General features: G+C 70.7%; 16 protein-coding genes. 4 read left to right on the top strand and 12 right to left on the bottom strand.

Translation table 11 applies throughout. The features are described 5' to 3' along the window. Positions 1 to 73 precede the first annotated feature (73 nt). The 3 genes from rplT to infC are packed head-to-tail and all read right to left on the bottom strand — an operon-like array spanning position 74 to position 1,391. Entirely contained in the window at positions 74 to 454 is a 381-nt protein-coding gene (gene rplT, locus M3190_RS13540) for a 50S ribosomal protein L20 (RefSeq protein WP_064003211.1), read from the bottom strand. Between the two features lie 32 nt (positions 455 to 486). After that, positions 487 to 681 carry a 50S ribosomal protein L35 gene (gene rpmI, locus M3190_RS13535; protein ID WP_064003210.1) on the bottom strand — a complete coding sequence of 65 codons (195 nt, stop codon included), beginning with the start codon at positions 679 to 681 and terminating at the stop codon, positions 487 to 489. 47 nt (positions 682 to 728) lie between these two features. Further along, complete coding sequence (infC, locus tag M3190_RS13530) at positions 729 to 1,391, bottom strand: translation initiation factor IF-3 (protein ID WP_251582673.1); 663 nt, start codon at positions 1,389 to 1,391, stop codon at positions 729 to 731. 210 nt (positions 1,392 to 1,601) lie between these two features. Between infC and M3190_RS13525 the strand changes: the two genes are divergently transcribed. Next, entirely contained in the window at positions 1,602 to 2,000 is a 399-nt protein-coding gene (locus tag M3190_RS13525; RefSeq protein WP_064003209.1) for a DUF1844 domain-containing protein, read from the top strand. A gap of 3 nt (positions 2,001 to 2,003) precedes the next feature. Here M3190_RS13525 and M3190_RS13520 read toward each other — a convergent pair whose 3' ends face one another. Genes M3190_RS13520 through M3190_RS13495 form a run of 6 tightly spaced genes read right to left on the bottom strand, consistent with a single transcriptional unit; the run spans position 2,004 to position 6,344 of the window. Next, positions 2,004 to 2,783 carry an SseB family protein gene (locus tag M3190_RS13520; RefSeq protein WP_251582663.1) on the bottom strand — a complete coding sequence of 260 codons (780 nt, stop codon included), beginning with the start codon at positions 2,781 to 2,783 and terminating at the stop codon, positions 2,004 to 2,006. Continuing rightward, positions 2,767 to 3,513: a bifunctional 1-(5-phosphoribosyl)-5-((5-phosphoribosylamino)methylideneamino)imidazole-4-carboxamide isomerase/phosphoribosylanthranilate isomerase PriA gene (priA, locus tag M3190_RS13515; RefSeq protein ID WP_251582661.1), complete on the bottom strand. Its 747-nt coding sequence runs from the start codon at positions 3,511 to 3,513 to the stop codon at positions 2,767 to 2,769. The genes M3190_RS13520 and priA overlap by 17 nt, the downstream gene beginning before the upstream one ends. A 53-nt stretch (positions 3,514 to 3,566) precedes the next feature. Further along, positions 3,567 to 4,211, bottom strand: coding sequence for an imidazole glycerol phosphate synthase subunit HisH (gene hisH, locus M3190_RS13510; RefSeq protein WP_251582652.1), 645 nt, complete (start codon positions 4,209 to 4,211; stop codon positions 3,567 to 3,569). Beyond that, positions 4,208 to 4,819, bottom strand: a complete 612-nt coding sequence (hisB, locus tag M3190_RS13505) for an imidazoleglycerol-phosphate dehydratase HisB (protein WP_251582642.1) — start codon at positions 4,817 to 4,819, stop codon at positions 4,208 to 4,210. Before hisB ends, hisH begins: the two co-directional genes overlap by 4 nt. A gap of 55 nt (positions 4,820 to 4,874) precedes the next feature. After that, on the bottom strand, positions 4,875 to 5,948 hold the full coding sequence (locus M3190_RS13500; RefSeq protein ID WP_251582640.1) for a histidinol-phosphate transaminase: 1,074 nt from the start codon (positions 5,946 to 5,948) through the stop codon (positions 4,875 to 4,877). 27 nt (positions 5,949 to 5,975) lie between these two features. Beyond that, complete coding sequence (locus M3190_RS13495) at positions 5,976 to 6,344, bottom strand: LysM peptidoglycan-binding domain-containing protein (protein ID WP_251582638.1); 369 nt, start codon at positions 6,342 to 6,344, stop codon at positions 5,976 to 5,978. A 277-nt stretch (positions 6,345 to 6,621) separates the two neighbouring features. Between M3190_RS13495 and lexA the strand changes: the two genes are divergently transcribed. Next, on the top strand, positions 6,622 to 7,287 hold the full coding sequence (gene lexA, locus M3190_RS13490; protein WP_251582636.1) for a transcriptional repressor LexA: 666 nt from the start codon (positions 6,622 to 6,624) through the stop codon (positions 7,285 to 7,287). Between the two features lie 58 nt (positions 7,288 to 7,345). On the opposite strand, the gene metE is transcribed toward lexA, so the two are convergent. Beyond that, the gene (gene metE / locus M3190_RS13485) at positions 7,346 to 9,670 is read right to left on the bottom strand and encodes a 5-methyltetrahydropteroyltriglutamate--homocysteine S-methyltransferase (RefSeq protein WP_251582626.1); all 2,325 of its coding nucleotides are present in this window, start codon (positions 9,668 to 9,670) and stop codon (positions 7,346 to 7,348) included. Then, complete coding sequence (locus M3190_RS13480) at positions 9,667 to 10,623, bottom strand: methylenetetrahydrofolate reductase (protein WP_251582624.1); 957 nt, start codon at positions 10,621 to 10,623, stop codon at positions 9,667 to 9,669. Before M3190_RS13480 ends, metE begins: the two co-directional genes overlap by 4 nt. Before the next feature lie 211 nt (positions 10,624 to 10,834). On the opposite strand from M3190_RS13480, the gene M3190_RS13475 reads away from it, so the two are divergent. Continuing rightward, complete coding sequence (locus M3190_RS13475) at positions 10,835 to 12,724, top strand: prolyl oligopeptidase family serine peptidase (protein ID WP_251582622.1); 1,890 nt, start codon at positions 10,835 to 10,837, stop codon at positions 12,722 to 12,724. A 12-nt stretch (positions 12,725 to 12,736) separates the two neighbouring features. Here M3190_RS13475 and hflX read toward each other — a convergent pair whose 3' ends face one another. Beyond that, a complete protein-coding gene (hflX, locus tag M3190_RS13470; RefSeq protein ID WP_251582620.1) occupies positions 12,737 to 14,251 on the bottom strand; it encodes a GTPase HflX in 1,515 nt (504 codons plus the stop codon). Between the two features lie 78 nt (positions 14,252 to 14,329). Between hflX and M3190_RS13465 the strand changes: the two genes are divergently transcribed. Further along, entirely contained in the window at positions 14,330 to 14,971 is a 642-nt protein-coding gene (locus tag M3190_RS13465) for a class I SAM-dependent methyltransferase (protein ID WP_251582613.1), read from the top strand. Position 14,972 lies beyond the last annotated feature (1 nt).

The raw sequence follows: 14,972 nt of genomic DNA, 5'->3' as shown, positions 1-14,972 counted from the left end.
GAGGGGCACCGGCATCCGGGAACGCGAAAAGGCGCCCTCCGAAGAGGACGCCTTCTCACGAACGATGAGTCGATCAGGCCTTGGGCGCGTTGACGTCGGCCGGCAGCGCAGCCTTCGCCGTGGCGACGAGCGACGCGAAGACGGCGGGCTCGTTGACCGCGAGCTCGGCGAGCATGCGGCGGTCGACCTGGACACCCGCGAGGCCGAGGCCCTGGATGAAGCGGTTGTACGTGATGCCGTTCTGGCGGGCAGCGGCGTTGATGCGCTGGATCCACAGGCGGCGGAAGTCGCCCTTGCGCTTGCGACGGTCGCGGTACGCGTAGACGAGCGAGTGGGTGACCTGCTCCTTCGCCTTGCGGTACAGACGCGAACGCTGACCGCGGTAACCGGAGGCGCGCTCCAGGATGACGCGACGCTTCTTGTGGGCGTTGACAGCCCGCTTGACTCTAGCCATTTCTTCTACTTCCTAGGGTGTTGCGTCGGCGCTCAGAGGCCGAGGAGCTTCTTGGCGACCTTGGCGTCGCCGGGAGCCAGGATCTTGTCGGCGGACAGGCGGCGGGTGCGCTTCGTGGGCTTGCCCTCGAAGTTGTGACGGAGGTTCGCCTGCTGCTTCTTGATCTTTCCGCTGCCGGTGACCTTGAAGCGCTTCTTGGCGCCCGAGTGGGTCTTCTGCTTGGGCATATCTCTTCCTTCGTTGTGGTTCCCGCCGGGCGGGGGTCTGGGGCCGCTTACTCCGCCGGAGCGGATGCGGGGGTCTCGTCGGCCTGACCGTTGCGCGCCTCGCGGGCGGCCTGCTTCGTCGCGGCGCGGGCCGCGTTCTGCTCGGTCTTGACCTCGGACTTGTTCTTGTGGGGAGCCACCACCATCACCATGTTGCGGCCGTCGATCGTGGGGTTGGACTCGACGGTGCCGAACTCGGCGACGTCCTCCGCGAACTTGCGGAGCAGACGCACACCCTGCTCGGGACGCGACTGCTCGCGACCACGGAACAGGATCATCGCCTTCACCTTGTCGCCCGCCTGGAGGAAGCCCTCAGCGCGCTTGAGCTTGGTGATGTAGTCGTGCGCCTCGATCTTCAGACGGAACCGGACCTCCTTGAGGACGGTGTTCGCCTGATTGCGCCGCGCTTCCTTGGCCTTCTGCGCAGCCTCGTACTTGAACTTGCCGTAATCCATGATCTTGACCACGGGGGGCTTCGAGTTCGGGGCTACCTCGACGAGATCGAGGTCGGCCTCCTGGGCCAGGCGCATGGCCACCTCGATGCGGACGACGCCGACCTGCTCACCCGCGGGTCCGACGAGGCGGACCTCGGGGACGCGGATGCGGTCATTGGTGCGGGGATCGCTGATGCGGAACTCCTCTTTCGTGCGGTGGACGGCCTCCGGTGACACGGAAATGTGTCGCCGGGCGGAAGATCGTCACGTCCACCCCGCACGATGCACGCATCGGCGTTCTGTGTTCTGCACCCTGGACAACCTCGCGGAACGAGGCGGAGTGCGGGACCCGGTAGCCTGGAGCGGCAAGCGCGGGTGGGATGTGATCCTCTTTCGACACGGAGCAGAACACTCCGGTGCCCGCAGAAGTCTAGCAGAGAGCAGCACGTGAGCACTATTCCGGCCGACCACAGCGACCACGACCCCGAGCGCCTGTCGCGCTGGGACGAGCAGGAGCGGGTCGCACAGTCCGCCACGCGGGACATCGCGGACGTCCCCGCCGTCGAGGTGATCACCACGACCTCGGTCCACCTCATGAGCGCGGCGGCGGTCAAGCTCGGCCTCGCCGACGACCCCGACACGCAGAAGGACCTGGATGAGGCCCGGAAGCTCATCAACGCCCTCGCGGGGCTCATCACGGCCGCCGCACCCGAGGTGAGCGACATGCACGCCCGCTCGCTCCGCGACGGCCTGCGCACCCTGCAGCTCGCCTTCCGCGAGGCATCGAGCATCCCCGACCCGATCGGGAAGGGACCCGGCGAGAAGTGGACCGGCCCCGTCACCTGACGGTCAGGCGCGGACGAGTTTGACCGTCAGCGAGTCGACGAGCACAGCGACGCGGTCGTCCGCAGCCCACCGGGAGGCGAGGCGCTGCAGGATCGCGTCGAGCGCGGCTTGATCGAGCCCGTCCACGAGGTGGAGGCTGACGATCAGCTCTGGACCGCGCAGCCGCGATCGGGGGTCTCCCGTCGCGACGGAGAGGTCGAGCACACCGAGTTCGGTGCCGATCGACTCCTGCAAGCCGGCGAAGACCTCGGGGGACGTGTGCGGCGGCTCCCACGGTTGGCCCTGCCCGATCGCCCAGACAGCCGGGCGACGCAGGACGAACTCCGTGTCGCTGCCGGGGTCGAGCACGATCAGGTCCGTGTCGTCCGCGGCGGCGGACAGCGCCGTGCGCACCCCGTCTGCGGGGACCGGGCGCGCCGCAGCATCCCATCGCGCCATCGCCTCCACCGAGGAGAACACCGGAAGGACACGCCGCCCGTCGGGCGCGGCCACGGTGACGATCGAGAGCTCCTGCGTCTTGTCGACGGTGAGACCGGTGGGACCGACGCCCTCCTCGCCCTTCCCGGCGACGAGCGGGATCAGCAGGCGAGCGGTCCGGTAGGCGTCGACGACCGCTGCGGCATCTCCCTCCCCGGCGTGGAACGCGGTGAGCGCAGCCAGAAGGGCAGGGTCGGCGCTGCCGTCGTCACCGCTGTGCGGGTTCGGCTGGAAGCTCCGCCCCTCCCAAGGGACGCCGGCGGAGTCGCCGGCGTGGTGGGAGTGCGGGTCAGTGTCCGGCGACATCCAGCGCCTCGGCCAGCGTGAACGCGCCGGCGTAGAGCGCCTTGCCGACGATGGCGCCCTCCACGCCGAGCGGCACGAGCTCGCGGAGAGCTGCGATGTCGTCCAGGCTCGAGATGCCGCCCGATGCGACGACCGGCTTGTCGGTGCGCACGGCGACCTCGCGCAGCAGTTCGATGTTCGGGCCCTGCAACGTACCGTCCTTGGTGACGTCGGTGAGGACGTAGCGGCTGCACCCGGCATCCTCGAGCCGGTCCAGCACATGCCAGAGGTCGCCGCCGTCACGGGTCCACCCCCGTGCCGCCAGCGTCGTCCCGCGGACGTCGAGGCCGACGGCGATCGCTTCGCCGTAACGGAGGATGACGTCGGCCGCCCACTCCGGGTTCTCGAGGGCCGCGGTGCCGAGATTGATGCGCGTGGCCCCGGAGTCCAGCGCGGCGTCGAGGGACTCGTCGTCACGGATGCCGCCGGAGAGCTCAACCTTCACGCCGCGCAGCGACTTGATGACCTTGCGCATCAGGGCGGCGTTCGATCCGCGACCGAAAGCGGCATCGAGGTCGACCAGGTGGATCCACTCGGCGCCCTGACGTGCCCACTCCTGAGCGGCGTCGACGGGGTCGCCGTAGCTCGTCTCGGTGCCGGCCTCACCCTGCGTCAGTCGGACGGCCTTGCCGTCGGCGACGTCCACAGCGGGCAGCAGGATCAGTTCGGGCGTGGATGCGAATTCGTTCATGGCTCCGGGTGGGACGATGTGCGCGCCGGGCGCGCGCACAGAGGGACACGTTACTAGGACGCGGGGAGCGACCCGATCCAGTTCGACAGCAGGCGGATGCCGGCAGCGCCGGACTTCTCCGGGTGGAACTGCGTCGCCGACAGCGGACCGTTCTCGACGGCGGCGAGGAAGGGCGAGCCGTAGTCGCACCAGGTGAGCACGGGCTCTCGGAACGGCTTGATGACGTCGAGGGTCCACTCCTGCGCACCGTACGAGTGCACGAAGTAGAACCGTTCGGCTTCGAGACCGGCGAACAGCGTCGATCCGTCGCCGGCACGGACGGTGTTCCATCCCATGTGGGGAAGCACCGGCGCCTGCAGCTCGGTGACCGACCCCGGCCACTCCCCCAACCCCACGGTGTCGACGCCGCGCTCGACGCCCAGCTCGAACATCACCTGCATGCCGACGCAGATGCCGAGCACGGGCATCCCCCCGGCGAGGCGACGGCCGATGAGTTCATCGCCGCGGCTCGCGCGCAGCGCCGACATCACCGCGGAGAAGGCGCCTACTCCCGGGACGAGGAGTCCCGCCGCGTCGGCGATGAGTCCGCGATCCTTCGTCAGCCGCGCGTCGGCGCCGGCTTCGATGAGCGCTTTGACCGCCGAGTGGACGTTGCCGGATCCGTAGTCGAGGACCGCGACCAGCGGCGCGTCGGTCACAGGGCACCCTTCGTGCTGGGGATGCCCGACACCAGCGGGTCGAGCGCCTTGGCCTGCCGGAAAGCGCGCGCGAACGCCTTGTACTCCGCCTCGGCGATGTGGTGGGGGTCACGACCTGCGACGAGCGTGACGTGCATCGTCAGGCCGGCGTGGAACGCGATCGCCTCGAACGTGTGGCGCACGAGCGACCCGGTGAAGTGGCCGCCGATGAGGTGGAACTCGTAGCCGGCGGGCTCGCCCGCGTGAACGAGGTAGGGGCGTCCGCTGATGTCGACGACCGCCTGTGCGAGGGCCTCGTCGAGCGGGACGAGCGCGTCACCGTAGCGCGAGATGCCGGTCTTGTCGCCCAGTGCCTGACGGATCGCCTGGCCGAGGACGATGGCGGTGTCCTCGACGGTGTGGTGCGCGTCGATGTGGGTGTCTCCCGTCGCGCGGACGGTCAGGTCGGTGAGCGAGTGCTTCGCGAACGCCGTGAGCAGGTGATCGAAGAACGGCACCGTCGTGTCGATCGTGCTCTGGCCGGTGCCGTCGAGGTCGAGCTCGAGCTCGATGGTCGACTCGCTGGTCGCCCGCCGGACGGAGGCGGTGCGGGGCGCGGGGGTGCTCATCCCCCGAGTCTACCGAGGCGGGACCTTGCAACCCTCGCCCGTGACAGTCCGCGACTCAGAGGGAGGCGAGCGCTTCGAGGAACGCCGTCGACTCGTCTTCGCTTCCCGCCGTGACCCGCAGGGTGTGCGGCAGTCCGACGTCGCGGATGAGGATGCCGCGGTCGTAGAGCCCCTGCCAGGTCGCCGCCGGGTCGTCCACGCCGCCGAAAAGGACGAAGTTGGACCAGCTCTCGTACGGCGAATAGCCGAGGGCGGACAGCGTCGCGGAGATGCGGTCGCGCTGCGCGACGATGTCATCCACCATGCCGAGCATCGTGGGAGCGTGGCGGAGAGCGGCGGATGCGGCAGCCTGCGTCAGCGCGCTCAGGTGATACGGCAGGCGCACCAGGCGCAGGGCGTCGATGACGGCGGGGTCGGCCGCGAGATACCCCACGCGAGCACCGGCGAACGCGAACGCCTTGCTCATGGTGCGGGAGACGACCAACCGCTCCCGGTCGTGCAGGAGGGTCAGCGCCGACGGCTCATCCCGGGGGGCGAATTCCTGATAGGCCTCGTCGACGATCACGATGCCGCGGGACGCCTCGTACACCGCCTCGATGACCTCGAGGGACAACGGCGTCCCTGTCGGGTTGTTCGGCGAGCAGAGGAAGACCACGTCGGGCTGAGCTCGATCGATCTGCTCGGCGGCATCCGCTGCGGTGAGGGTGAAGTCGTCACCGCGCGTGCCGCTGACGTAGGTCGCGCCGGTCGCGCCGGTGAGCAGGGGGTACATGGAGTACGTGGGCGAGAACCCGAACGCGGTGCGTCCGGGACCCGCGAACGCTTGGAGGATGTGCTGCAGGACCTCGTTCGAGCCGTTCGCGGCCCAGATCTGATCCGGCTCGAGGCCGTGGCCCAGGTAGTCCGCGAATCCCTCGCGGAGAGCGGTGAACTCGCGGTCGGGGTAACGGTTGATGTCCCGCAGCGCCTGCGCGATGCCATCGAGGATGTCGTCGGCGACGTCCTCCGGAACGGGGTGGGTGTTCTCGTTGACGTTGAGCGTCACGGGCAGTGACGCCTGCGGCGCACCGTAGGGGATCTTGCCGCGAAGATCGTCGCGGAGGGGGAGGTCGTCGAGACTGGCACTCACCCCGCCATCGTAGGACGTGGCGCGGCCTTACTCGCCCGCCTGCGCGGAGAAGGCAGCGGGGATCGCGAGCGACTGACCGGCGTCGACGGCAGAGGACGACAGTGCGTTGAGTCGGACGATCTCGTCGATGACGTCGCGCGGGTCGCTGTCGGGCGCGATGTCCTGCGCGATGGTCCACAGCGACTCGCCGGGCATCACGGTGACGGTGTCGAACGACCCGGACGAGGCGCCGGCCTCGCCGCTGGCGAGTGCGCCACCGCTGGAGAGGATGCCCACACCGAGCGCGACGACCACCGGAAGCGCGGCGACTGCTGCCAGGACGCGACGGCCACGCGTCGTGAGACGCAGGCGCGTGCGGACGACGGGAGCGGTGCTGATGGCGATGGTCGGGTTCATGGTGTCCTCCTCGGGGTGACCCCGGTCAGATGAGATCTTCGCCCCCGCCCGTCGGCCGGGACGGACGGGTGCGAAGTTCTCTTCCGAATCTATCTTCGATATTCGTAGACTGTCAAGGGTTCGGTTGTCCGCAGATCGATCGAAGACGACACGCGGTCGGCTGCGGGACGATCCGATCGAGACCGGATACGGTTTCGATGACCAGAGCCCATCACCAACCTCCGACATTCGAAGGCGAGTGCTCCCGGCGGGACCCTCGGGGGACGAAAGGAACGACATGAGCGACAAGCCGCAGACGCGCCGGCGCAAGAGCCTGAGCGACAAGCAGCTCGCCATCCTCGAGGTGATCCAGCGCTCCATCGGCCGGTACGGCTACCCGCCGAGCATGCGCGAGATCGGCGACGCCGTCGGGCTCAAGTCGCTGTCGAGCGTGACCCACCAGCTGAACCAGCTGGAACTGAGCGGCTACCTCCGCCGCGATCCCGGGAAGACGCGCGCGATGGAGGTGCTGATCGATCTGCCCGGCGCAGCCGGCGAGAATCCCGCCGACACCGCGCCGAGCGTGGGCGATGCGGCGATGGTGCCCCTCGTCGGCCGGATCGCGGCGGGCGTCCCCATCACCGCGGACCAGCAGGTCGAGGAGATCTTCCCGCTCCCCCGGCAGCTCGTCGGCAAGGGTGAGCTGTTCATGCTGAAGGTGTCGGGCGATTCGATGATCGACGCCGCCATCTGCGACGGCGACTGGGTCGTCGTCCGGTCGCAGGCCACGGCCGACAACGGCGAGATCGTCGCCGCCATGCTCGACGGCGAGGCCACGGTGAAGACCCTCCGCCAGCGGGACGGCCACACCTGGCTGCTCCCCCGCAACTCCGCGTTCGAACCGATCCTGGGCGACGACGCCGTCGTCCTCGGCAAGGTCGTGGCGGTCCTGCGCGCCGTCTGACATCGCACGACGACGAGAGGGGGATGCCGCGCGGCATCCCCCTCTCGTCGTTCCGGACTCAGACCTCGGCGCTCACCTCGGAGCGTACGGCGCGGGCAGCCGTGACGATGTTGCGCAGGGAGGCGACGGTCTCGTCGTATCCGCGCGTCTTCAACCCGCAGTCCGGATTGACCCACAGGCGCCGGACGTCCAACTCGTCGACCGCGCGTCCGAGAAGCGCGGACACCTCCTCGGCCGTCGGCACACGGGGCGAGTGGATGTCGTAGACGCCGGGTCCGATGCCGTGATCGAAGCCGGATGCCGCGATCTCCGAGATCACCTCGCCCCGGCTGCGCGCCGCCTCGATGGAGGTCACGTCGGCGTCGAGGGCGGCGATGGCGTCGATCACGACACCGAACTCCGAGTAGCAGAGGTGCGTGTGGATCTGAGTCCGATCCGCAGCGCCGGCCGTGGCGAGCCGGAAGGAGCCGACCGACCAGTCAAGATAGGCCGCCTGTTCCGCGATGCGCAGCGGCAGAAGCTCACGCAACGCCGGCTCGTCGACCTGGACGATCCCGATCCCGGCGCGTTCGAGGTCCGCGATCTCGTCACGCAGGGCGAGTGCCACCTGATCGGCCGTCTCGCCGAGCGGCTGGTCGTCGCGGACGAACGACCAGGCGAGGATCGTGACAGGACCCGTCAGCATCCCCTTGACCGGCGCCGATGTCAGCGACTGTGCGTACGCGGCCCACGGGACGGTGATCGGCGCGGGACGTGCGACGTCGCCCCACAGGATCGACGGGCGCGTCGCTCGGGAGCCGTAGGACTGCACCCAGCCGTTGCGCGTGACGGCGAATCCGTCGAGGTTCTCGGCGAAGTACTGCACCATGTCGTTGCGCTCCGGCTCGCCGTGCACGAGGACGTCGATGCCGATGTCCTCCTGCAGGGCGATGACGCGAGCGATCTCCTCCCGGAGGAACGCCTCGTAGGCGCTCTGGTCGATCTCGCCCCGCCCGGCGCGGGCGCGGGCCCGTCGGATCTCGGCGGTCTGCGGGAACGAGCCGATCGTCGTCGTCGGCAGCGGGGGCAGGTCCAGCGCGGCGTCCTGCACCGCTGCGCGCGACTCGAACGGCGTCCGCGCCCGGTCGGCCGCCGTCAGCGCGCCCACGCGGTCACGGACCGCACCGTCGCGGACGCCGGGCGCGGCCCGACGATCGGCGAGGGCCGCGGTCGCGGCCGCCACTTCCGACGCGATCGCCTCGCGACCCTCTCGCAGACCGCGCGCGAGGGTCGTCACCTGTGCGACCTTCTGGTCGGCGAAGGCGAGCCACGACACCAGCCGGGGATCGAGGTCGGGCTCGTCCGCGAGGTCGTGCGGAACGTGCTGCAGCGACGTCGATGTGCCGACGGCGACGGCCGAGGGGCCGAGGCCCGCGACCGCGTCGAGCGCGTCCGCTGCGCCGGCGAGGTCGCCTCGCCAGACGTTCCGACCGTCGACGACGCCCGCCACGATGACAGTGTCCGCCAGACCGGGCACCACGGCGGGCACGCCGCCTCGGCCGAGATCGATCGCGATACCTTCCACGCGCGAGGCGGCGAGCGCACGCCACGCCGGTGCGGAGAGCTCGCCGTAGCCGGCGGCGACGAGCACGGCGGGTCGGTCCACCGCCGCCGTCAGGACGGAGAACGCACGCTCGGCAGCTGCCGCGAGCTCCTCGTCGGTGTATCCGAGAGACTGGCTCACGAGCGCCGGCTCATCGAGCTGCACCCACTCCGCTCCGGCCGCTCGGAGCGCGGCCAGCAGCTCGACGTACACGGGCAGCAGGTCGTCGAGACGCTCGAGAGGGCGCGCTCCCGGGCCGGCGGCATCCGTCCCCTTGGCCAGCGCGAGGAACGTCACCGGCCCGACGAGCACGGGACGCGTCACGTAACCGTCGGCCGCCGCCTCGGCCACCTGGCGCGCGAACCGGTCGCTCGAGAGGGCGAATCGCGTCTCAGGGCCGATCTCGGGTACGAGGTAGTGATAGTTCGTGTCGAACCACTTGGTCATCTCGAGGGGTGCGGCCTCCCCGGCGCCCCGCGCGGCGGCGAACAGCGCCGACAGGGGCACGGAGCCGTCCGGCTCGCGGAAGTCGGCGAACCGCTCGGGCAGCGCACCCACGGCGACGGCGACATCGAGGACCTGGTCGTAGAACGAGAACGTCTCAGGGATCGACGAGTCGTCGCGGCCGAGACCGAGTTCCACCAGTCGCGCGCGCGTGCTCCGTCGGAGGTCGGCGGCGGCGGCCTCGAGCCCCGCCTCGTCGAGCGCGCCGCTCCAGTGCGCCTCGAGGGCGCGCTTGAGCTCGCGGCGGCGGCCGATGCGGGGGTAGCCGAGGATCGTTCCGGCGGGGAAAGCGGTCATGGGGTCTCCTCTGTCGCGGGGATGATGCCCGCCTCGCGCAGCGTGGCGAGGACGGTGTCGTGGTTGTTGAAGGCGTAGAGATGGATGCCGGGGGCACCGCCCTCCAGAACGGCCCGGCAGAGCTCGGCGGCGTAGCCGACACCGATCTCGCGACGCCCGTCGGCGGTGGGTTCGACGTCGAGGTCGACGGCGAGGGCGCCGGGGACCTGCTCACCGGTGAGCTCGATCACACGCCGCAGCCGAGACGGCGAGGTGATCGGCATGATGCCGGGCAGGATCGGGATCTCCACCCCTGCGGCACGGGCGCGCGCGACGAACGCGAGGTAGTCGTCGGCGTGGAAGAACAGCTGCGTGATCGCGAGAGTCGCACCGGCGGCCTGCTTGGCGAGGAGGGCGTCGATGTGCTCGGCGGCGTACCGGGAGCGGGGGTGCCCGTTCGGGAAGGCCGCGACAGCGATGTCGACGTGGCGCCGCGGTTCGACGCGCGCAGCCCCGGGCACGCCGGGAATGGGCTCCTCCGTGTATGGGGAGGTCTCCGCCTGGACACGGTCGATCAGCTGCACGAGCTGCGCCGCACTCTCGAGGTCGCCGAGCGCCGCCGCATCCCCCTCGACACCTGCCGGCGGATCGCCTCGCAGGGCGAGGAAGGACCGGATGCCGGCGTCGAGGAACTCTTTGATCAGGGAGGCCGCCTCGGCGTACGAGCTGCCGATGCAGGTCAGGTGGGCCAGCGGCTCGACGCGGGTCTTGCGGAGGATGTGCGTGAGGACCTCGAGGGAGCGACTCCGCTCCGAGCCGCCGGCGCCGTAGGTGACGGAGATGAATGCGGGGTCGATCGCCGCCAGCCGGTCGATCGTCTCGTACAGGGCGGCGTAGGACGCGTCGGTGCGCGGCGGATAGACCTCGAACGAGACCGGCACCGTCGTGAACGACGGGGGCTGGATGATCGACATGGCGGTGCTCCGGAGACGGATCGGAAGGCCTGGCGGCCGCGGACCGCACGCACAGGTGCGGGGACATCGCGGGCGGGTGCCGGGCTCGGCTGTCGCTCCGGGCCCGGGTTCGCCGGGCCGCTGGTGATGCCCTCATGGTGCCACGCGGCTCCGATCCGGCACACGCATGTGACGCCGGGTTTCGCTCGACCCCGCCGCGTACCGTGGAGCCATGACGACGATCGCTCCCTACGGTTCCTGGATCTCGCCCCTGTCCGCCGCCGACGCCTCGGCGACTGCCGCCCGCTATGACGGCGCCCGGTTCGTGGGAGACGAGATCTGGTGGGGCGAGTCCCTGCCCGATGAGGGCGGACGGACCGCCGTGCGCCGGGTGGCCGCCGACGGCACCACCGTCGACGTCCTACCCGCGCCGTGGAATGCGGGATCCCGGGTGCACGAGTACGGCGGGGGATCGTGGACCGCGGCGGATGACGGCCGACTGTTCTTCGTCGAGAAGACGGACCAGCGCGTCTGGATGCTGCGTCCGGGGGACGACCCGGTACCGCTCACCCCGGTCGACGACCGCGCTCGCCACGGTGGTCTCCGCTGGCAGGCGGGCACCCTCCTGGCGGTGCGCGAGGTTCATGACGGCCGCCCCGTTCCTCGTCGGTCCCTCGTCGCGATCCCGCTCGACGGTGCCGGCCCGCGCGAGCTCGTCGCCGGCAGCGACTTCCTCGCCCAGCCCGCACTGTCCCCCGATGGGCGGCGGCTCGCATGGGTGTCCTGGAACCACCCCGACATGCCCTGGGACCGCACGGAGATCCGCGTCGGCGACGTCCACGACGGTGTCGTGTCGGGGTGGGAGACGGTGACCTCCGGCGAGACGTCCGCCCTGCAGCCGGAGTGGGACGCCGCGGGTCGTCTCGTCTACCTCGACGAGCCGACGGGACGCTGGAACCTCCGGCAGAAGGACGCGGCCGGGTCACTCGCGCTGGCCCCCGCAGATGCCGATACAGGCGGCGGACTGTGGGTGCTGGGCACGCGGTGGTACGCGCCGCTCGCCGACGGCGGGACCGTCGCGGTCCGGACGAACGGCGCGGACGAGGTCGTCCGGATCGACGCGGACGGTGCGGTCGCCCTCGTCGATGTGCCGGCCCGGTCCCGCGTCGTCGTCGAGGACGTCGCGGACTCACGCACGCTGGTCTCGGGGACGGGCCCCGGAATCACCGGCATCTGGGAGATCGGCGAGGACGGGACCGTCTCTCTCGTCCGCGGAACGCGCTCCGGCCTCGGCGACGAGTGGATCCCCGCCGTACGCCGCCTGACGGTCCCCGGACCGCACGGCGAGGTCCACGCGTTCGACCATCCGCCCACCAACCCCTTCTTCTCGGCACCGGAGGGCGAACTGCCGCCCTACCTCGTCCTGGTGCACGGCGGTCCGACCGCGCACGTGGGCGGTGTCGCCGACAGCCGGATCACGTTCTTCACGAGCCGCGGCATCGGCGTCCTCGAGGTCAACTACGGCGGCTCGACCGGCTACGGGCGCGCCTATCGTGAGCGCCTCCGGGGGCAATGGGGCATCGTCGACCGCGACGACGTCGCGGCCGCGGCATCCGGTCTCGCCGCGGAGAGACGAGCGGATGCCGCCCGCATCGCGATCGCCGGAGGCTCGGCCGGTGGCTGGACGGTCCTCGCGGCACTCGTCGGCGCCGACGTGTTCTCGGCGGGGATCTCGCGCTACGGGGTGGGCGACGCGCGGCTGCTCGCGACCGACACCCACGACTTCGAGGCGCGTTACCTCGACGGGCTGATCGGTCCCCTGCCGGACGCCGAGGCGCTGTACCGGGAGCGGTCACCGCTCAGTCACACCGACCGCTTCCGCGTTCCCGTCCTCCTCCTGCAGGGCGCGGAGGACGCCGTCGTGCCGCCGTCGCAGGCGGAGGCGATCCGCGATGCGCTGGCGGGGAAGGGCGTGCCTCACGCCTACGTGCTGTACGACGGTGAGGGACACGGGTTCCGGCGCGCGGAGACCGTCGTCCACGCGCTGGAGTCCGAGCTCGCCTTCCTCGGCCAGGCGTTCGGGTTCGAGACGCCGGGCGTCCCGGCGATCACGCTCGCGTGACCGCCCGGACCGTCATCGGGTGAAGGGCGCCAGTTCCGCCGCCAGCCGCTCGGACACGTGGGCGTGCACGGCGGTGCCACCCTCCTCGTGACGCGTGGAGAGGATGTGACCGGACTCGTGGACCGCGCTGACGAGGTCGCCCCGGTCGTAGGGCACGAGGGCGTGGACCTCGACCGCCGGCAACGGGAGGGCGTCCTCGATCGTGGCGCGGAGCTCAGCGATCCCCTCGCCGGTGCGTGACGAGACGAAGTGCGCCTTCGGCTCGAGCCCGCGAAGCACCAGGCGCGTGTCGGGATCGATGAGGTCAGCCTTGTTGAACACCACGATCTCGTTCGTCGAGCGCGCACCGACGTCACCCATGACGTCACGGACGGTCGCGAGCTGCGCCGCGGGGTCGGGGTGGGACCCGTCCACGACGTGGACGATGACGTCGGCGTCGCCGACCTCCTCGAGCGTCGAGCGGAACGCCTCGACGAGCTGGTGCGGGAGGTTGCGCACGAACCCGACCGTGTCGGTCAGCGTGTAGACCCGCCCGTCCGCGGCCTGGGCACGGCGGACCGTGGCATCCAGCGTCGCGAACAGCGCGTTCTCCACGAGGACACCCGCGCTCGTCAGCTTGTTGAGCAGGCTCGACTTGCCGGCGTTGGTGTACCCGGCGATCGCCACCGAGGGGATCGTGTTGCGCTTGCGCTCGGCCCGCTTCGCGTCGCGGGCGGGTGCGAAGTCGCGGATCTGGCGCCGGAGCATCGCCATCCGGGTGCGGATGCGGCGGCGGTCGAGCTCGATCTTGGTCTCACCCGGACCTCGGGAGCCCATTCCCGCGCCACCGGCACCGACCTGACCACCGGCCTGGCGGCTCATCGAGTCACCCCACCCGCGCAGGCGCGGCAGCAGGTACTCGAGCTGTGCGAGCTCGACCTGCGCTTTGCCCTCACGGCTCTTCGCATGCTGGCTGAAGATGTCGAGGATGACAGTGGTGCGGTCGATCACCTTGACCTTGACGACGTCCTCGAGGGCACGCCGCTGGCTGGGGGCGAGCTCGGTGTCGGCGATGACGGTGTCCGCGCCGACGGCGACGACGAGGTCGCGCAGCTCGGCGGCCTTGCCGCGACCGATGTAGGTCGCCGGGTCGGGGTGCGGGCGGCGCTGCAGCACACCGTCCAGGACGACGGCGCCGGCGGTCTCGGCGAGTGCGGCGAGCTCGCGCAGCGAGTTCTCGGCATCCTCCGTCGACCCCTGCGGGTAGACGCCCACCAGGACGACGTTCTCCAGGCGCAGCTGCCGGTACTCGACCTCGGTGACGTCCTCGAGCTCGGTGGAGAGACCCGGCACGCGGCGCAGCGCAGCACGCTCCTCGCGGTCCCACTGCTCGCCGTCGGTGTCGCCGTAGGCGACGGTGCTCTCGTCCTGCAACGCCTGTGCGGCGCCGAACACGCGCACCCCCGAACGCGCTTCAGCGCGCGCGAGCACGCGGTCGACCGGATCCACCGGTTCGTCCGTCGTGGCAGGGGTGGTGGTGTCTGTCATGTGATCCTTTCGCGGCCTCGCGGCCATCCGTGAACTCTAGCTTCCCGCGCTGCGGACCGCCTCCGCTACGCTCGTCGCATGGGGAGCGACCATTACTTCAGCGCGTCCCCGTCCAGCTCTGAGAACTTCCGCCGCATCCGTGTGTCCCTCGCCGGTCGCGACGTCGAGGTGACGACGGCGGGCGGGGTGTTCAGTCCCGACCACGTCGACGGCGGGACGGCAGTGCTGCTGGCCAACACTCCCCCGCCGCCGCCCGGCGGTCATCTGCTGGACCTCGGATGCGGCTGGGGTCCGATCGCGCTCTCACTCGCGCTCGACTCCCCTCACGCAACGGTCTGGGCCGTCGACGTCAACGAGCGAGCCCTCGACCTCGTCCGCCGCAATGCAGCCGAATTGGGCGTCACCAATGTCAACGCCGTGCTGCCCGAAGATGTTCCGGCGGACATCTCCTTCCGCACGATCCGGTCCAATCCGCCGATCCGGGTGGGCAAGGACGTGCTGCACGGACTGCTCGAGACCTGGATCCCGCGGCTGTCCGAGCGGAGCGACGCCTGGCTGGTCGTGCAGCGCAACCTCGGCTCCGACTCGCTGCAACGCTGGCTCGCAGCCTCGCTCGACCGCGGCTACTCGGTCACGCGTGCGGCGACGGGACGCGGCTTCCGGGTGCTGAAGGTGCGGCGGCACGGCTCCCCTGCGACGGGGACCATCCCGCTCCCCTGAC

This window comes from Microbacterium oleivorans (assembly GCF_023715745.1).
GTDB lineage: Bacteria > Actinomycetota > Actinomycetes > Actinomycetales > Microbacteriaceae > Microbacterium > Microbacterium oleivorans_D.
Note: the sequence above shows the minus strand (reverse complement) of the source record. Positions and strands in the feature narration are given on the sequence as shown.

What these genes read in the sequence shown, in the direction of transcription:
- rplT (WP_064003211.1), bottom strand. Translation starts at nt 454, where the DNA reads ATGGCTAGAGTCAAGCGGGCTGTCAACGCCCACAAGAAGCGTCGCGTC.
- priA (WP_251582661.1), bottom strand. Translation starts at nt 3,513, where the DNA reads ATGAACGAATTCGCATCCACGCCCGAACTGATCCTGCTGCCCGCTGTG.
- lexA (WP_251582636.1), top strand. Translation starts at nt 6,622, where the DNA reads ATGAGCGACAAGCCGCAGACGCGCCGGCGCAAGAGCCTGAGCGACAAG.
- metE (WP_251582626.1), bottom strand. Translation starts at nt 9,670, where the DNA reads ATGACCGCTTTCCCCGCCGGAACGATCCTCGGCTACCCCCGCATCGGC.
- M3190_RS13495 (WP_251582638.1), bottom strand. Translation starts at nt 6,344, where the DNA reads ATGAACCCGACCATCGCCATCAGCACCGCTCCCGTCGTCCGCACGCGC.
- hflX (WP_251582620.1), bottom strand. Translation starts at nt 14,251, where the DNA reads ATGACAGACACCACCACCCCTGCCACGACGGACGAACCGGTGGATCCG.
- hisB (WP_251582642.1), bottom strand. Translation starts at nt 4,819, where the DNA reads ATGAGCACCCCCGCGCCCCGCACCGCCTCCGTCCGGCGGGCGACCAGC.
- M3190_RS13465 (WP_251582613.1), top strand. Translation starts at nt 14,330, where the DNA reads ATGGGGAGCGACCATTACTTCAGCGCGTCCCCGTCCAGCTCTGAGAAC.
- M3190_RS13475 (WP_251582622.1), top strand. Translation starts at nt 10,835, where the DNA reads ATGACGACGATCGCTCCCTACGGTTCCTGGATCTCGCCCCTGTCCGCC.
- rpmI (WP_064003210.1), bottom strand. Translation starts at nt 681, where the DNA reads ATGCCCAAGCAGAAGACCCACTCGGGCGCCAAGAAGCGCTTCAAGGTC.
- M3190_RS13520 (WP_251582663.1), bottom strand. Translation starts at nt 2,783, where the DNA reads ATGTCGCCGGACACTGACCCGCACTCCCACCACGCCGGCGACTCCGCC.
- M3190_RS13480 (WP_251582624.1), bottom strand. Translation starts at nt 10,623, where the DNA reads ATGTCGATCATCCAGCCCCCGTCGTTCACGACGGTGCCGGTCTCGTTC.